Origin of the sequence: Lysinibacillus sp. FSL R7-0073 (genome assembly GCF_038009065.1) — a bacterium.
In the GTDB taxonomy this organism is placed as follows: domain Bacteria; phylum Bacillota; class Bacilli; order Bacillales_A; family Planococcaceae; genus Lysinibacillus; species Lysinibacillus fusiformis.
Genome location: NZ_JBBPAS010000001.1, coordinates 3,096,452 through 3,112,168 on the forward strand (window position 1 = coordinate 3,096,452; position 15,717 = coordinate 3,112,168).

Consider the following 15,717-nt stretch of genomic DNA (forward strand, 5'->3'; position numbering starts at 1 on the left):
GACAGAAAAAAGAGCAGTCTCTATTAGAGATTGCTCTTTTTTTCTTGGACATCCTCCCATTTTACTTATTTAATTTTAGAAATCTCTTCTTACCAATTTGCAGGACATCCTCATTCATTAATACTTGAGATAGATCATCCACAGCAATTTTTTCTCCATTCAATGAAACCCCATTTTGTTTAATTAGCCTTAAAAAATCACTTTTACTCTGAATAAATTGGATAGAAATTAATTGTGGAATGATATCCGCTATTCTTTCTTTATCAATTTCAAGTAGCAATACAGGAATATTATCAGGAATAACTTTCTTTTGGAAAGCAGCTTCAAAATAAGATTTTGCATCCATCGTAGCAGCATGACCATGATATAAAGCTGTCACTATTTCTGCTAATTGTAATTTTAAATCACGTGGGTTCTCTCCATTTTGCAGCCTTTCTTGAATGGCTTGCACTTGAAGTGGATGCTCATCTGTCGCTAATTCAAAATATTTAATAATGAGCGAATCTGGTATTTCCATAATTTTTTTAAACATAACTTCAGGTGCTTCATTGACACCAATATAATTCCCCAAGCTTTTACTCATTTTTTCAATGCCATCTAATCCTTCAAGTAATGGCATAAAAATAGCAATTTGTTTTTCTAGCCCTCGATGCCTTTGTAAGGTGCGTCCCATGAGAATATTAAACGTTTGATCGGTCCCCCCTAATTCGATGTCAGCTTTTAATTCTACAGAATCATACGCCTGCATGAGGGGGTAGAAAAATTCATGTACGCCAATTGGAATTTGGTGGTGGTACCGCTTTTGGAAGTCTTCACGCTCCAAAATACGGGCAACAGATGTAGTGGCTGCCAGCTGGATGACTTCTTCAAACGTTAATTTTGCTAACCACTCACTATTGAAACGGACAATCGTTTTCTCTTCATCTAACACTTTAAAAATTTGCTCACAATACGTTTTGGCATTTTCCTTCACCATTTCATCACTTAACGCTACACGTCCCTTAGACTTTCCGGTAGGATCACCAATACGACCCGTAAAATCGCCAATGACAATGACTGCATGATGCCCTAAATCTTGCAGCTGTTTAATTTTTCGCAACACGACTGCATGCCCTAAATGAATATCTGGTGCGGATGGATCGAGCCCCAATTTAATTGTTAAAGGCTTTTGCTCTTGAAATGAGTGCTCCAATTTTTTTAGTAACTCGGGTTCATCAACAATTTTGTCTGCACCCTTTTTAATAATAGCTAACTGCTCCTTTGGTGTTAAAAACATACAAAACATCTCCTTGTAATATTAAAAAGTTAATATTGCAAGATCTATAAGAGTTTCTGACAGGACTGCTGTCGCCCCTAATTTGGCAATAAGAACGTCCAGATGCAAAAAACGCCCTTAGGATTAAATCCTAAGGACGTTCATGAACGTGGTACCACCTTTTTTCGAGAGCTACTCAAATAGCACTCCTCCATTAGTACAGCCGCAGCGATACTATTGCAATGATTACGGATGCAAACCCGTCGTAGCCTACTAAAATTTCGGTACGCAGCTCCAAGATGTATTCACTTTAATATCCCTTGCGCCTCTCAGCTACCGGCTACTCTCTGTCAGTTTTATTAAAGCTACTTGTTCTTTTCCATGCCTTTAACTCTTATACTCCGAAATGTGAAAAACAAATCTTCGTTATGCAGATATTTACACTAATTATAATCACTTCAACAAATTTGTCAATTGTGCAAAGTAAAAGAGAGATCTCATGGCGAGATCTCTCTTTGTTTACTTAACGGATTCTTGTTTTAAATTACCTGTCTTTTCATCATAGAAACGAAGAAGGTCTCCATTGATGATGGCGTCAGAATTTTCAAGTTCCATAGTTGCACGATCAGCGTATGGCTGACATGGCTCCACTTCTATTTCTTCACCTGTTGATTTATCATAGCAAGCTTCTCCCGCATACACATATTTATCTGTGATAAAGCGTCCGTCACGGAACACTACAAAGTTTTCATGTTCTGGAGAGAATAAATCCGCACCCATTTGCATATCTTTTGACGTTTCAATACCAAGCAGGTGTAAAATTGTTGGACGTAAATCCATTTGTCCAGCCATTTCAGTCATCTCTTTACCATCGTCAGATCCTGGAATATGGATGAATAAAGGTACTTCCTGTAACAATGCATTATCAAATGGTGTTATTTGTTCTTTTCCTAAATATTGTGCCATTGCTTTATTATGGTTTTCTGATATACCGTAGTGGTCACCATACATAACGATAATAGAATTATCATAAACACCTTGATCTTTCAATTGTTGGAAGAAATCTTTTAAGGCTTCATCCATATAGCGTACTGTTTGGAAGTAGCGATTTAATGTTCCTGAGTTTGAGTCATATTCAGGAATCATAATATCTTCCGGATCCAATGTAAATGGATAGTGGTTCGTTAACGTAATAAGTCTTGAGTAGAATGGTTGTGGCATATCTTTCATTAATGCTGCAGATTGCTCTAAGAATGGAGTATCTTTCATTCCCCAGTTCACAGCTTGCCCTTCTTCTACTGTATAAGAATCGATATCGTAGAACTTATTAATTTTTAAAGATTGATACATGATGTCACGGTTCCAGAACGATTTATTATTTGGGTGCATGACATTTGTAAAGTATCCATTTTCCCCAAGGCGTTCTGCCATTGAGTTATACGTATTTCCACCATGCGTGAAGAATACTGCTCCACGTCCTAAACCAAACAATGAATTTTCTACGATAAACTCAGAGTCAGATGTTTTTCCTAAACCTGTTTGGTGATAGAAGTTACTGAAATAATACGTATCTTTATCTTTTGTTAAAGAGTTTAAGAATGGCGTAACTTCATGACCATTCATGTCATTGTTAATGACAAAGTTTTGTAAAGACTCCATAGACACAACAATTAAGTTGCGACCTTTATATTTTCCAAACATTTCTGGGTTAACTGCTGCCTGATTAGAGCGAACATAGTTGTTTACTTCAACTAATTCACTACCGTCCGCTAACGCACGTTGGGCAGATGATTTTGTTTGAATATAAATATCATACAAATGGTAATTGTACGTACCAATGTTTTTTACAAGTAATTCACGGTCAAAACTACGTGTTAATAATTGTGGACGCTCTGTTTCAGCTAAACCTAAGTTTAAGAATGACATAGCGATTGCCAGCACAAAAAATGCACGGCGGAATTCCACATTAACTTTAAACGAATTTTTCATTTTTGGTATAAATTTATTCGCTAAGATTAAAATAAGTACATCAACAAAATACAAGACATCCCATGGCTCTATTATTGCTGCTACTGATGTTCCTAAGTCACTAAAATTACTTGTTTGGAATAATACTGGTAGGGTAATAAAGTCATTATAGAAACGATAGAACGCTACATTTCCATATAGGACTATTGATAAAATAATGCTGACTGTAATTAAATAACGATTTCTAGCTTTTGCTGATTTAAAGAAAAGTGCTAAACCATACGTAAATAGCAAGAAACTTAATGGGTTAATAAACAAAATAAATTGTTGCATTGCATTTTCAATTTTCATCTCAAAGCTCGTGTGGTAAACAATGACCGTTTTGATCCAAGTTGCTATAATTGCTAGTATCATAAATGAATGTTTAGGCCACTTTATTGATCTCATTCCTAACATCCTCCCTACTTCCTTACAAAAAAATAATAATTTTTTACATTTTGTTACGGAAACAAAATATATCTTAATCCATTTTTTACAGATAATCAACACATATCTTTTGGAAATTTTACTCTCCTCGCTCGTATATGCACCAGATATCTATATATACGTTTTACATTGTAAAAAGTTTCGTAAAAACATAAAAACAGCGGAAACCCACTGTTTTTAAGAATATTACATACATGTTACATTAAGTTTACAATACCCCATTACATTATATTTCAAACATTACTTTTTATTCTCTTCCATACGAAGTCTTGTTGTTTCTTGTCGAATTAGTAATAATGCCATTTGGTAATCTTTTATGTCTAGTACATTCGCTTTATAGAGCTCTTTTATTTCATCCTCCATTAACATCAAATCGCCAATAGGGTCCCGTGTATAAATATAAGTACCATAAGTTTTCAAGAGTTCATAAATATCTAACATTTTATCCATTTTCGTTCGCTCCTCGATGTGCTAGACAGTCAATACGTTCTGTCGGTGTCACTATGATGTCTACAGGGCAATCATGTTCTTCAGTAGGAACACGATTAACGATCTGCTCGTCAAAAAGTAATGACATCAATTTACCCTTTTTATAGTTTAATATATAGCGATCATAATAACCACCGCCATACCCTATTCGATAGCCTAACCGATCAAAAACAACCCCAGGTACTAAGATGATATCCATCTCATTTGCGTCAACTAACTCACATCTTTCGGGAATAGGCTCACGCAAATGCATATATACTGTTTCAAGCTGAGCAAATGATTCAATGGCGTAAAATGTCATTTCTCTTGTTTTGGGGTGGCACTTTGGCACAGCGACCTTTTTCCCAAGCTGCCATAGTTCTTCAATTAAAAGAATTGTGTCGACTTCTGGCTGATTCGAAATGGTAATGCCGATAGTATTTGCTTCTATTATATATGGTTCCTGTTGCACCCTTTGCACTACAGCTTTAGATTGTCTGATATAAACTTCTTCATTCATTATCGCAAGTGTTTCTCGTACCTTGTTTCGTAATGTTGTTTTATCCATCAGGCTACCTCCTATATAGTAAAACCTTAATCATTCATAAAATGTAGAAAGCCAAAACCACTTGTGGTTTTGGCTTAATGAGCGATTACTTAGTTTCACGGTGAAGAGTGTATTTCTTCTCGCGAGAGCAATATTTTTTAAGTTCAAGACGCTCTGGATTGTTACGCTTGTTCTTTTTAGAAATGTAGTTACGTTCGCCGCAATCTGTGCAAGCTAAAGTAATGTTTACGCGCATCATTAACCCTCCCACTCTATATCAAGAATTTAAATTTGAGCATGATTTATACGACTAACCTATTATAACACAAACTGAAAAAAAATCTACCTTCATTTCATATTAAGTTTGCATATGGTAAAATATCTTATAATTACATACTACAACGAGGTGAAACTATTGGATTTATCCATCATACTAATGAGTTTCGGGATTCTTTTGATTATAGTATCGTTCTTTTTCAAAAATAGCTCGAAAAAAGTCGAGAAAGATGTCGAAGAATTATCTATCTCCATATTCCAAGAAACGAATAATTTAAAGCGCCGTTTAAAAATTGTAGAGGAAGAGCTACTATTAGAACCAGAGTTTCAAGTAAAATCAAAAACAACACCTAATCCTAGCGTACAAAATCCTAAAGTTCAACAAGTCATGCAAGCTGTCCAACAAGCAGCACAAGCTTCAAAAATAGCGCCTAATCCATCACAAGCAAAGCCGATTCATCAAATTATCGTAAGTCAGGTGCTCGAATTGAATAAACAAGGACTTTCTGTAGGAGATATTAGTATCCGCTCAAATTTAACAGAAGAACAAGTTCGTCAAGTGATTGCAAACGGGGGTCGTTAATTTATGAACAAGTCTTCCATCCGCTCATTTGGTCTAGCCATTTTCCTAGTCGGGGCCATACTTGCTCTTGCAAGCCGCTTCGATGTGAACATTGGCCTGCCTGAAAAAGATTCTTCCCATAAGGTTGAAGAATTGCAAAATAAGCTCAATCAGGCCAATCAAGAAATTGCTGCGTTAAAAAAACCAGTCAAACAAGTACATACTACTGAAGAGACTACTACTGATTCTTCAGAACCGTCTGTTAAAGAAGATAACAATGCGGATGATACGACAATGATATTACAAATATATAGTGGGATTACACCATATATTGTGGCCCAAAAGCTAGAAGATGGTGGCATTATTTCTAACAGCATAGAAATGGAATTACTACTCGCAAACGCAAAATATGCACGAAGCTTACAGATTGGGTCCTATGAAGTCAATTCTTCCATGTCTTTAGAGGAAATTGCGAAGTTAATTACAGGTAAAAAACAATAAAGAAAAGCTGTCGCCAGAATCCAAATTAAGGAGGCGACAGCTTTTTTATTCAAGCAATACTTTCAAAGAAGGCTTGCATCATCCTACTTCCTTCTTTCGTGCCGATTGATTCAGGATGAAATTGTAGACCGTAAAGAGGATATTTTTTGTGCTGGATAGCCATAATCTCCCCGTCATCACACGCTGTTGCGAAAATGTTAAAATCACTGTGCAATGTAGGCTCTTCAATAACTAGGGAATGATAGCGCATTACTTGAATATCCCCATCTAATTGTGCAAATAAACCTTTTTGTTCATATTGTAGATGTGACAGCTTGCCATGCATGATAGTTTGAGCCTGTATGATGTTCGCCCCAAATGCGTATCCAATGGATTGATGCCCAAGGCAAATCCCTAATATAGGAAATTTTTGATATAGCTCCTTAATAATACTAACCGTGATACCTGCTTCGGCTGGTGTTCCAGGTCCGGGAGATAAAATAATAGCTTCTGGTGACATTTTTTGAATTTCTTCTATTGTAATAGCATCATTTCTCACGACTTTAACGTTTTTCCCAAGCATGCTTATTTGTTGAAATAGATTGTAGGTAAAGGAATCATAATTATCAATTAATAAAATCATTTTTTTACCTCCAATAGTGCTCGAGCTTTATTAAGTGTTTCCTCATATTCAGATAATGGGACCGAATCGTGAACAATACCCGCTCCTGCCTGTACATGGGCCTTCTCATCTTTAATGATCATGGTACGAATAGCAAGGGCTAAATCCATATCGCCTGTCGTAGATATATAACCAACAGCTCCCGCATACACGCCACGCTTTACAGGCTCTAATTCATTTATAAGCTGCATCGCACGAATCTTTGGTGCTCCTGACACTGTGCCCGCTGGTAAACAAGCACGAAGAACATCCAAAACATGAAGATCGTCTCGTAGGTCCGCTAATACCTCCGACACAATATGCATGACATATTTATAGCGTTCAATATTCATGAATTTCTTCAGCTTTACAGAACCAACATTTGCAATTCTGCCAAGATCATTGCGACCTAAATCCACTAGCATACGATGTTCCGCTACTTCTTTTTCATCTTCCAATAAGGCATTTGCAATGGCTTCATCCTGCTCCATTGTCTCACCACGAGGCTTAGTGCCTGCGATTGGATTTGTCGTCACCTGCCGATTTTTAACCTTTACAAGGCTTTCTGGAGATGTTCCTAAAATAATATAGGATCCATAATCCATGTAGAACATATATGGAGAGGGATTGGATGTGCGTAATTGGCGATATAGCGCAAATGGCGAGCCTGTAAACGAGGCTGAGAAGCGTTGTGATAGCACTATTTGGAAAATATCCCCTTTTAAAATGTGCTGCTTTGCACGCTCCACTAATGAGACAAATCGCTCCTTTGAAATCATTGGCTTAAAATCAAGACTATCTACTTTCATGGCATCAAATGTTGTCCCCTTATAAAGCTGCTGCTCCATCGTTGAGATAGCTGCTTCCATTTCCTCTAAGGAACGCCCTTCTCTAAATAAATCTATTGAAGCCAATGTAATTTCCTGTGTCACATGATCCAATACAATAAATGTATCATAGAAAAAAACATGGACATCAGGCATGGCTAATTCATCTTGTAAATATTCTCCGATTTTTTCTGCATAAAAAGCTGTTTCATATCCAAAGAATCCAATGACGCCTCCAAAAAAGTGGAATGGATAAGTTTCTTCATGGAATGGCATCACTTTCTTTAAATAATCGAGCACATTCCCATTCGATTTTTCCTTTTCCTGCCCTTTAAGAAAGGTATACGCATCATTAGTTCCTTTTAATTCAGCCACTGGATCAACTGCAATAAAAGAATAACGTCCACTTTCCTCATGCTTGGCTGACGATTCGAACAACATTTTATGCTGTCCTCTCAATGATTGATAGACAGAAATAGGGGTCATCATATCTCCCTGTAATACTTTCATGGCATACTTTCTAAGCTCAACTGTCATGCTCTTCTCTCCTTCTCTAAGCTCTGCTCTTCTACTCCAAATACATATAAAAAGGCCTTTCCATCACAAAAGGACGGAAAAGCCGTGGTGCCACCTTCATTGGTCTACTAAGAAGACCCTCTCTAAGCCTTATAACGTAGGCATACGCTAATCCATACTGTCATTCAGGATTAGAGCTCCGAAGTCCATTCACCATTTATTTGTACTAGTTTCCACCAACCACTAGCTCTCTTTGACAAATACTAATAGCTACTACTCTTCATCAACGCTGATTGCTAGATTATATTGTAATGCAAACTATCTTACAATTCAATTTATTTTTTCCTTCTCGGTCCTTCATCCTCATCAGGGGATGCTAAAGTAATGGAAAGCTCTTCCACGATTTGGCGTATGGCAAAGAAGATTTCCTGACGTACTTCTAGCATGACGGCTGTATCATTTGTAGCGACGTAGAAACGAATAAGCACACGATAACTATCATGATGAAATTCATCGATAAAAACATGGATCATGTCTTTCTCTGTTTTAGCATGTAAATAAATTTCCTTATGAATAGCCGATAGGGCACTGCGTAATGTGTCTTCTTCATTGGTAGCAGCTACATATAAAAATTGTTCGCACTTGCGCTTTTCTCGTCTCGATAAGTTGTAAATGGGACGATTAACCAAATAAGAGTTCGGCACATAGACAAGCCCTTTATCCCCTGTTTGAATTAAGGTACTGCGAAGATTAATATCCTCAATGGTTCCTTCAATTTTTTGATCTTCGGTCGCAATCCAATCACCAATTTGAAATGGATTATCAAGCGCCACGGACATACCACCAAACACATGGGCTAATGTATCTCGAATCCCAAAAGCAATTGCTACTCCCGTTAAGCCAATTCCTGTTAAAAAGCCATTCAGATTAAAGTTCCAAAATGAGGCGATTGTGAACATGGCAAAAATCATAATGAGTACTTTACCAATTCGTAGGAAAAAAGGTAGTAGTACATTTTGGTCCTCTTCACTGGTTAATTGAAGTGGCTGCTTTGTATAGAAATTTAATACGTCATATACGCCCTTAAAAGCAAAAAACACCATAATTGACAGTACAAAATTTTTCGTTGATTTATGCGTAAATAAAGGAACTTCTATTAAATAAGATAAGCTTAGCACAATGACTGCTGTCATAAATGCATAGCCAATGGCTTTACTAAATTGAGCAAGCACATTTGCTTGGAAATTTCGATGACGATTTTTTAAAAAGATCACTAGACGATTAATTATTTTTTTTATGATGAATCGTTGAATCAGCCAACCAACTATACAAATAATGATTGCTATTAAGACGTCCATCCAAGTGGGGACTGTAAATTTAGGTAAAATCCATTGTAATGAATCCATGTATATCTCCTTTAGTACCTATGTATCTCCAATAAAAAGGAGCTGACCTTACGTAAAGGTTAGCCCCTTTCTGTTATTGTATTGCATCATCTGCAAAAAAAGCCTTATTGGCAAACCAAAATTGTTGTTTATTAAAATTATCTTCATGCATCGCAATAACAGAAAACTCAGCAAGGTATTTTCGTTTCATTTCCTCCAGCATCGCTTTTGCTTGCTTACTAACGAGATGCTGTCCATCTATAGGGGTGCCCTCTGTAAATATAATAACTTCCGCTTCGGAGCCTAGTTGATTTTCATGCAGTAATGATCTGACAAACTGTAGAACTGGCAAAAGTTCAGCTTCGCCTTTAGCTTTATATTCAATAAAGTTCTTAAAATCCGCTAAATTTAAATGACCATTTTCAAAGCGATAATGAACATCGATTTGCCGATCATAAGGGATAATATATAAATCGCGTTTTTCGCGATGGGCATTCATAAATAACGGTAATATCATGCTTTTACACAGCTCAGAATAAGCTTCCATCCCAGTCGTCTGCTCTAAACAAATAATCATGGGTCCAGGATCCTGTTTATAGTCATGAAAAGGTACATAAAAAACATTGCCATTCTTTGTTGTTTGCTGTTTGAGCTTTTGACGTCTCAGCTCTGACCATTTCCGTTCGTAATACAAACGCTGCTCCTTACCATTTGCCAGTCTCTCAGCCTTCTCAATAGCAGGAATGTTTTCCCTAATTTCATGCAGAATGTCTGCCAATTCCAGTGCAAATGCTGCCATATTTCGTAATGGTTCACTCTTGAAGAAATAGTCGATAAAATAGTGTTGTTCCCTGTTGCTTAATTCCTCAAGATGTAAGTTTTCATAGAGAAAACGTAAATAATTACGTTGTTCTAGTGACAAATCTTGATCAAACTTTTCTATGAGTGATTCTATCGGATTTTTCACAAGCAGCACCTCCTAAGCACCACATTTTTTTGGATATTGTCTATAGTATAACCAAAAAAAAATTTTGACAATACAAAACACTCGTTATATAGACGCCACATAAAAACACAATGTTGCTGCTTATAATCGTTTTTTCAAAAGAAAAGAAGAGCTAGCAAGTAGCTCTTCTGCCTTAATTATTTAATTCATAATGCTTGCCTTTTACTAAGTAAAAAAGGTGTTCAGCGATATTAGTAGCATGATCTGCAGAACGCTCTAAATATCGGCAAATAAATGTTAAATGAGTAATTTGAGAAATATGTGCTGGGTCTTCAACGCCTGCACGTAGCAAAAGTGTAACCGTAGCTCCATATAAATCATCCACATAATCATCTAGCTCAGCGATTTCTTTAGCACGAACAGTATCTTCCTCTGTAAAGGCCTTCATGATGCTCTCTAGCATTTCTACAGTTTTATTGCACATCGTTTGTAGGTTTGTCATAGGGAACACAATCGGTTCTTTTCCAATTCGAATCGCTTCTTTGGCGATATTCACCGCATAATCGCCCACTCTTTCCATATCTGCTGCTGCTTTCACAAGGACCATGAGACGACGTAAATCTGTGGCTACAGGCTGTTGCTTAGCAATCATAAGGATCACATGGTCGTTTATTTCTTCTTCAAGCCGGTTTATGATTAAATCATCTTCAAGTATTTTCAAAGCTTTTTCTAAATTCTGTTCGACTAATGCCTCAAAAGCCGTTTTTAATGCGAAAATACTGCTATTGGCAAGTGCAATAAATTGCCCCTGAACTTCTTTTAACTCCTGTTCAAAACGTTCACGTACTACCATCGATTGCTCCTCCTTAGCCGAAACGTCCTGAAATATAATCTTCCGTACGTTGATCTGATGGTGTTTGGAAGATGATATCTGTTTTATCGTATTCTACAACTTCTCCGCTCAGGAAGAACGCTGTACGATCAGAGATACGGGCAGCTTGCTGCATATTATGGGTCACAATGATAATGGAATAGTCTTTTTTCAACTCTTGCACAAGCTCTTCCACTTTTAGTGTAGAAATTGGGTCTAATGCAGATGTTGGCTCATCCATTAAAATGACATCTGGCTCAATCGCTAAGCATCTTGCAATACAAATACGCTGTTGCTGACCACCAGATAAACCATAGGCATTTTGATTTAAACGATCTTTGACCTCATCCCAAATGGCTGCCCCTCTCAGAGACTTTTCAACTATTTCATCTAAAATCTTTTTATTTTTAATACCATGGATTCTTGGTCCGTAGGCAATATTATCATAAATAGATTTTGGGAATGGGTTTGGCTTTTGGAACACCATTCCTACGCGTGTTCTTAATTCCTCAACCGTATAGTTTTTATTTAAAATATTACGCTCACGGTATAAAATTTCACCAGATGTACGAACGCTAGGAACAAGCTCTACCATTCTGTTTAATGTTTTTAAATACGTAGATTTACCACAGCCAGAAGGACCGATAATCGCCGTTACTTCATTTTCATAAATACTTAAATTAATATCCTTTAGGCCTTGATGATCACCGTACCATAAATTCAAGTTACGTGTATCATAAACAATATTTTTCGCTATATCAGCGGAAGATTTCGTCGTCGATTGATTCAATTTGACAATTGTTTTTTCCTCTTTTAAATCTAGTACCATAAGGTCACCTCATTAATAACGTTTTTGGAATTTATTTCGAATAAAGATGGCAATAGAGTTCATCAATAGAAGAACAGTCATAAGCACTAAAATACCAGCTGCGGCCACATACTGAAATGCTTCTTGCGGACGTTTTGCCCAATCATAGATTTGCATCGGTAAAGCTGTGAATTGACTTAATAAACCATTCGGTAAAAATTGTAGAATGACTGGAATTCCGATTACGACAAGTGGCGCTGTCTCCCCTATGGCACGGGACATAGCCAAAATACTTCCTGTCAAAATACCTGGAATAGCGGCTGGAAGCACCACTCGTAAAATCGTTTGCCATTTTGTTGCGCCCATCCCATATGAAGCTTCACGTTGCTCATTCGGTACTGCACGAATGGCCTCTTGTGCCGCAACAATAATGACCGGTAAAATTAATAAACTCATAGTTAGGCCAGCAGCTAAAACGCTTTTGCCTAGTCCCATCATACGTACAAAAATAGTTAAACCTAGTAATCCAAAAACGATGGAAGGTACACCCGCTAGATTTGAGATATTCATACGAATAAAGTCGTTGATTCTATTTTTCTTGGCATATTCCTCTAAATATATTGCCGTACCTACTCCTAAAATAATGGATACTGGCGCTACAACTGCCATTAACCAAAGTGAACCTATTAGGGCAGCTTTGACACCTGCTTTATCTGCAAAACGTGATGCAAAATTAATTAAGAAATCAATATTTAAATAATCAATTCCTTGTGTCACAATGCGGTAAAGCAAAATAGCTAAGGTAACAAGCGCAAACGTAGTAGCTAAGAAAAATAAGGTTTTCCAAACTTTATTGAATGTAATACGCTTTGTCATTCGTTTCATGACGACTGTGTCATCCATATAGCGCATCTAGTAAACCTCCCTGAAGCGTTTCGAAATATAGTGAGCAAGTAAATTCATTACTAGCGTAAAGATAAATAGTGTAAATCCAACAGAATAGATTGAGTAGTAAATAGTTGTTCCATAACCTGCATCACCAGTTGAAACTTGTACGATGTATGCTGTCATTGTTTGGATAGAATCCGTAACATTAAGATCAAATTTCGGTGTCGATCCACCTGCAAGCGAAACAATCATCGTTTCCCCAATTGCCCGGGAAATAGCTAATACTATAGATGCGATAATGCCGGATAGTGCTGCCGGTAGTACTACCTTAATAGCTACCTCAAATTTTGTTGCACCTAGAGCTAAAGCCCCTTCACGCATACTATTTGGTACCGATGACATGGCATCCTCAGATAGAGAAGTGATCATTGGTAAAATCATAATCCCTACAACTATCCCTGGGCTAAGTGCATTGAATAATTTAAGTCCAGGCACAATTTCTTGTAATAAAGGTGTGACAAACGTTAAAGCAAAGAATCCGTAAACGATAGTCGGTACACCTGCTAAAACTTCTAAAATAGGTTTCACGATACGTCTTGTTTTTTCACTTGCATATTCACTTAAATAGATAGCTGAAGCAATTCCAAATGGTACGGCTACTACAACTGCAATAAGTGTCACTTTTAATGTACCAGCGATTAACGGCAAAATCCCAAACAACGGTTCATTCCCTGAAAACGGTAACCACTTCGTCCCAAAAAGGAAATCCGTTATCGACACACGTTTAAAGAATTCAAACGTTTCAAAAATAAGGGTGAAAACAATGCCAAATGTCGTTAAAATAGAGATAATTGCTGCAGAAAATAATAGAGCTGGCATTGCTTTTTCCACTATTTTCTTAGTTTTATGATTGCGCGAATTTGCAATTAATTGCTGCACAGATGATGTCTTATTTTCCTTTTGAGAAACCATTGGGAGCTCCTTTCAAATAAGGGAGGGAAAGAGCATACATCTCTTTCCCTCTATGCATGTCTACTTATTTTAAGCCTTCTAAAGTTTTTAAGCCTTCAGTATATTTTTCTTCAGGTAAACGAACATAGCCAACAGCTTCAGCCATATCACCTGCGTTTTCTAATGTAAATTTAATGAAATCATATGCCGCTTCATTATCTTTCATGGCACTATTTTTCACATATGTGAATAGTGGACGTGAAAGCGGCGTATATTCTCCTGCTTCAATTGTTTCATTATTTGGCTCTACACCATTTACTTTGACAATATTTAATTTATCTTTATTTTCTAGATAGTAAGCATAACCAAAGAATCCGATAGCGTTTTTGTCACCTGATACACCTTGAACTAGCATATTATCATCCTCTGATAATGTTGCTGAGCTTACTAGATCCGCTCCATCTAAAATGATTTCATCAAAGTAATCGTATGTGCCTGAATCAGTACCTGGTGAATAGTAAACGATTTTCTCATCTGGCCAAGATGGATCAATGTCAGACCATTTCTTATCTTTTCCATCTTCAATCCAGATCTTTTGTAATTGTTCTACTGTTAAATCTTTCGCCCAATCATTTTCTGGATTCACGACTACTGATAAACCATCATATGCTAGAGCTAGCTCTGTATAATCAATACCAGCTTCTCCTAGTTTAGCTTTCTCTTCATCTTTTATATTACGAGATGCATTTGAAAAGTCTGTTTCACCTGCGATGAATTTTTCAAAACCACCACCTGTACCAGAAACCCCTACTGATACTTTGACATCTGGTTGTGCGCCTGCATACTCTTCAACAACTGCCTCAATAATTGGTGCAACTGTTGATGAGCCATCTCCAGCTACAGAGCCTTGTAGCTTTTCATCGGCAGCTTCTTGTCCTGAACTTGCTGGTGCGTTCGTTTCAGCATTGTTTCCATTTTGTGCAGAATCGCTACCACATGCACCTAGCATTAATGCAGAACCCATTACTGCTGTCATCGTTAAGTACTTCCACTTTTTCATCTCATTTGCCTCCGTCATGAACTGTTTTATAGTTATTTGTCTTACAATCTTTACTATAATGACTGATTGTTGAAGTCGTATAAACGGTTCGTAAAAGAGATGTAAATGAATGTAATGCTTTGTAAACGATTGTAAAGACGCATTTACAATTAATTTTCTCTTTGCTATGACTGTGCCCAGATTTTGAACTTTCCCCTGCTTAAATCTGTACCATTTTCTCATCATGCAATTGAAGATTCGATATTCAACGAAAGATACCAATCCATATGTATTTCACTCTTCTATAAAGAGGTTAGAATTTGATTCCTATTTGAAAGATGCTATAATAGTCAATTGTGTCAGGAAATACTTTATCTTGATTCAGTAAATGTTTTTGTACCAACATATAAGCTAGGTACAACCCCTTTCTACAGAAAGGAAAGATAAAGCCTTCAGAGGATGTCACAGATTTTCAACTAGAAGATGTGGTCATTATATTGGTAAGGCGTAATGAATGAGGAGTTTGACCTTTGTCATGAAACATGCAAACGTACAAAATGCCGATTATTTTAAAACCTATCTATCACTAATAATGGAACATCGAGAATTTACACTTCAAGAGGCGATTGATTTTATGGTAGCTTCTTATTTCTATCATAATTTAGAACTGTATGGCGTAAAACCAAGAGAGCAATTTGAATTAGCCATCCGCCTGTTATCTGCATGAAGCCTATTTTCGTCCATAAAAAAATAACCGCTAGGCATCCCAGTGCCTAGCGGTTT

At 36.9% G+C, this 15,717-nt stretch carries 17 protein-coding genes and 2 other annotated features; of the genes, 3 read left to right on the forward strand and 14 right to left on the reverse strand.

Annotated features, from left to right (window positions below):
• Positions 1 to 61: 61 nt before the first annotated feature.
• From tyrS to rpmG, 5 genes are all read right to left on the reverse strand, one after another.
• The gene (tyrS, locus tag MKY88_RS15390) at positions 62 to 1,276 is read right to left on the reverse strand and encodes a tyrosine--tRNA ligase (protein WP_193832559.1); all 1,215 of its coding nucleotides are present in this window, start codon (positions 1,274 to 1,276) and stop codon (positions 62 to 64) included.
• Between the two features lie 129 nt (positions 1,277 to 1,405).
• Positions 1,406 to 1,646: a binding site (T-box leader), on the reverse strand.
• A gap of 128 nt (positions 1,647 to 1,774) precedes the next feature.
• Positions 1,775 to 3,670, reverse strand: a complete 1,896-nt coding sequence (locus MKY88_RS15395; protein ID WP_193832560.1) for an LTA synthase family protein — start codon at positions 3,668 to 3,670, stop codon at positions 1,775 to 1,777.
• A gap of 279 nt (positions 3,671 to 3,949) precedes the next feature.
• Positions 3,950 to 4,159 (reverse strand): YqgQ family protein, encoded by a 210-nt coding sequence (locus MKY88_RS15400; protein ID WP_036162123.1) that lies wholly within the window; start codon positions 4,157 to 4,159, stop codon positions 3,950 to 3,952.
• Positions 4,152 to 4,745, reverse strand: a complete 594-nt coding sequence (locus MKY88_RS15405) for a 5-formyltetrahydrofolate cyclo-ligase (protein ID WP_069481962.1) — start codon at positions 4,743 to 4,745, stop codon at positions 4,152 to 4,154. Before MKY88_RS15405 ends, MKY88_RS15400 begins: the two co-directional genes overlap by 8 nt.
• Before the next feature lie 85 nt (positions 4,746 to 4,830).
• On the reverse strand, positions 4,831 to 4,980 hold the full coding sequence (gene rpmG, locus MKY88_RS15410) for a 50S ribosomal protein L33 (protein WP_008408521.1): 150 nt from the start codon (positions 4,978 to 4,980) through the stop codon (positions 4,831 to 4,833).
• 150 nt (positions 4,981 to 5,130) lie between these two features.
• Here rpmG and MKY88_RS15415 point away from each other — a divergent pair, with 150 nt between their 5' ends.
• Positions 5,131 to 5,583 (forward strand): hypothetical protein, encoded by a 453-nt coding sequence (locus MKY88_RS15415; protein WP_328201006.1) that lies wholly within the window; start codon positions 5,131 to 5,133, stop codon positions 5,581 to 5,583.
• A gap of 3 nt (positions 5,584 to 5,586) precedes the next feature.
• A complete protein-coding gene (locus tag MKY88_RS15420; protein WP_193832562.1) occupies positions 5,587 to 6,063 on the forward strand; it encodes a hypothetical protein in 477 nt (158 codons plus the stop codon).
• Positions 6,064 to 6,112: 49 nt separating this feature from the next.
• On the opposite strand, the gene MKY88_RS15425 is transcribed toward MKY88_RS15420, so the two are convergent.
• The 9 genes from MKY88_RS15425 to MKY88_RS15465 form a co-directional block, all read right to left on the reverse strand.
• Positions 6,113 to 6,685 carry an anthranilate synthase component II gene (locus MKY88_RS15425; protein ID WP_340814067.1) on the reverse strand — a complete coding sequence of 191 codons (573 nt, stop codon included), beginning with the start codon at positions 6,683 to 6,685 and terminating at the stop codon, positions 6,113 to 6,115.
• Positions 6,682 to 8,067 (reverse strand): anthranilate synthase component I, encoded by a 1,386-nt coding sequence (gene trpE, locus MKY88_RS15430; RefSeq protein ID WP_340814068.1) that lies wholly within the window; start codon positions 8,065 to 8,067, stop codon positions 6,682 to 6,684. Before trpE ends, MKY88_RS15425 begins: the two co-directional genes overlap by 4 nt.
• 66 nt (positions 8,068 to 8,133) lie before the next feature.
• Positions 8,134 to 8,342 (reverse strand) — a binding site (T-box leader).
• Between the two features lie 39 nt (positions 8,343 to 8,381).
• Entirely contained in the window at positions 8,382 to 9,452 is a 1,071-nt protein-coding gene (locus MKY88_RS15435) for a mechanosensitive ion channel family protein (protein WP_328200270.1), read from the reverse strand.
• A gap of 73 nt (positions 9,453 to 9,525) precedes the next feature.
• On the reverse strand, positions 9,526 to 10,398 hold the full coding sequence (locus MKY88_RS15440; protein WP_328200269.1) for a hypothetical protein: 873 nt from the start codon (positions 10,396 to 10,398) through the stop codon (positions 9,526 to 9,528).
• 172 nt (positions 10,399 to 10,570) lie between these two features.
• Complete coding sequence (gene phoU / locus MKY88_RS15445) at positions 10,571 to 11,230, reverse strand: phosphate signaling complex protein PhoU (RefSeq protein WP_069481968.1); 660 nt, start codon at positions 11,228 to 11,230, stop codon at positions 10,571 to 10,573.
• A 13-nt stretch (positions 11,231 to 11,243) separates the two neighbouring features.
• The gene (pstB, locus tag MKY88_RS15450) at positions 11,244 to 12,077 is read right to left on the reverse strand and encodes a phosphate ABC transporter ATP-binding protein PstB (protein ID WP_069481969.1); all 834 of its coding nucleotides are present in this window, start codon (positions 12,075 to 12,077) and stop codon (positions 11,244 to 11,246) included.
• Positions 12,078 to 12,089: 12 nt separating this feature from the next.
• Positions 12,090 to 12,968, reverse strand: coding sequence for a phosphate ABC transporter permease PstA (pstA, locus tag MKY88_RS15455; RefSeq protein ID WP_340814070.1), 879 nt, complete (start codon positions 12,966 to 12,968; stop codon positions 12,090 to 12,092).
• Entirely contained in the window at positions 12,969 to 13,916 is a 948-nt protein-coding gene (gene pstC / locus MKY88_RS15460; RefSeq protein WP_025116033.1) for a phosphate ABC transporter permease subunit PstC, read from the reverse strand.
• A 64-nt stretch (positions 13,917 to 13,980) separates the two neighbouring features.
• A complete protein-coding gene (locus MKY88_RS15465; RefSeq protein WP_069481970.1) occupies positions 13,981 to 14,955 on the reverse strand; it encodes a PstS family phosphate ABC transporter substrate-binding protein in 975 nt (324 codons plus the stop codon).
• 514 nt (positions 14,956 to 15,469) lie between these two features.
• Here MKY88_RS15465 and MKY88_RS15470 point away from each other — a divergent pair.
• Positions 15,470 to 15,661: a hypothetical protein gene (locus MKY88_RS15470; RefSeq protein ID WP_193832568.1), complete on the forward strand. Its 192-nt coding sequence runs from the start codon at positions 15,470 to 15,472 to the stop codon at positions 15,659 to 15,661.
• Positions 15,662 to 15,717: the final 56 nt, after the last annotated feature.

Coding starts and splice junctions, on each gene's coding strand:
- pstC (WP_025116033.1), bottom strand. CDS start 13,916: ATGGTTTCTCAAAAGGAAAATAAGACATCATCTGTGCAGCAATTAATT.
- phoU (WP_069481968.1), bottom strand. CDS start 11,230: ATGGTAGTACGTGAACGTTTTGAACAGGAGTTAAAAGAAGTTCAGGGG.
- MKY88_RS15420 (WP_193832562.1), top strand. CDS start 5,587: ATGAACAAGTCTTCCATCCGCTCATTTGGTCTAGCCATTTTCCTAGTC.
- MKY88_RS15405 (WP_069481962.1), bottom strand. CDS start 4,745: ATGGATAAAACAACATTACGAAACAAGGTACGAGAAACACTTGCGATA.
- MKY88_RS15435 (WP_328200270.1), bottom strand. CDS start 9,452: ATGGATTCATTACAATGGATTTTACCTAAATTTACAGTCCCCACTTGG.
- MKY88_RS15425 (WP_340814067.1), bottom strand. CDS start 6,685: ATGATTTTATTAATTGATAATTATGATTCCTTTACCTACAATCTATTT.
- pstB (WP_069481969.1), bottom strand. CDS start 12,077: ATGGTACTAGATTTAAAAGAGGAAAAAACAATTGTCAAATTGAATCAA.
- trpE (WP_340814068.1), bottom strand. CDS start 8,067: ATGACAGTTGAGCTTAGAAAGTATGCCATGAAAGTATTACAGGGAGAT.
- pstA (WP_340814070.1), bottom strand. CDS start 12,968: ATGCGCTATATGGATGACACAGTCGTCATGAAACGAATGACAAAGCGT.
- MKY88_RS15465 (WP_069481970.1), bottom strand. CDS start 14,955: ATGAAAAAGTGGAAGTACTTAACGATGACAGCAGTAATGGGTTCTGCA.
- rpmG (WP_008408521.1), bottom strand. CDS start 4,980: ATGCGCGTAAACATTACTTTAGCTTGCACAGATTGCGGCGAACGTAAC.
- tyrS (WP_193832559.1), bottom strand. CDS start 1,276: ATGTTTTTAACACCAAAGGAGCAGTTAGCTATTATTAAAAAGGGTGCA.
- MKY88_RS15400 (WP_036162123.1), bottom strand. CDS start 4,159: ATGGATAAAATGTTAGATATTTATGAACTCTTGAAAACTTATGGTACT.
- MKY88_RS15395 (WP_193832560.1), bottom strand. CDS start 3,670: ATGAGATCAATAAAGTGGCCTAAACATTCATTTATGATACTAGCAATT.
- MKY88_RS15470 (WP_193832568.1), top strand. CDS start 15,470: ATGAAACATGCAAACGTACAAAATGCCGATTATTTTAAAACCTATCTA.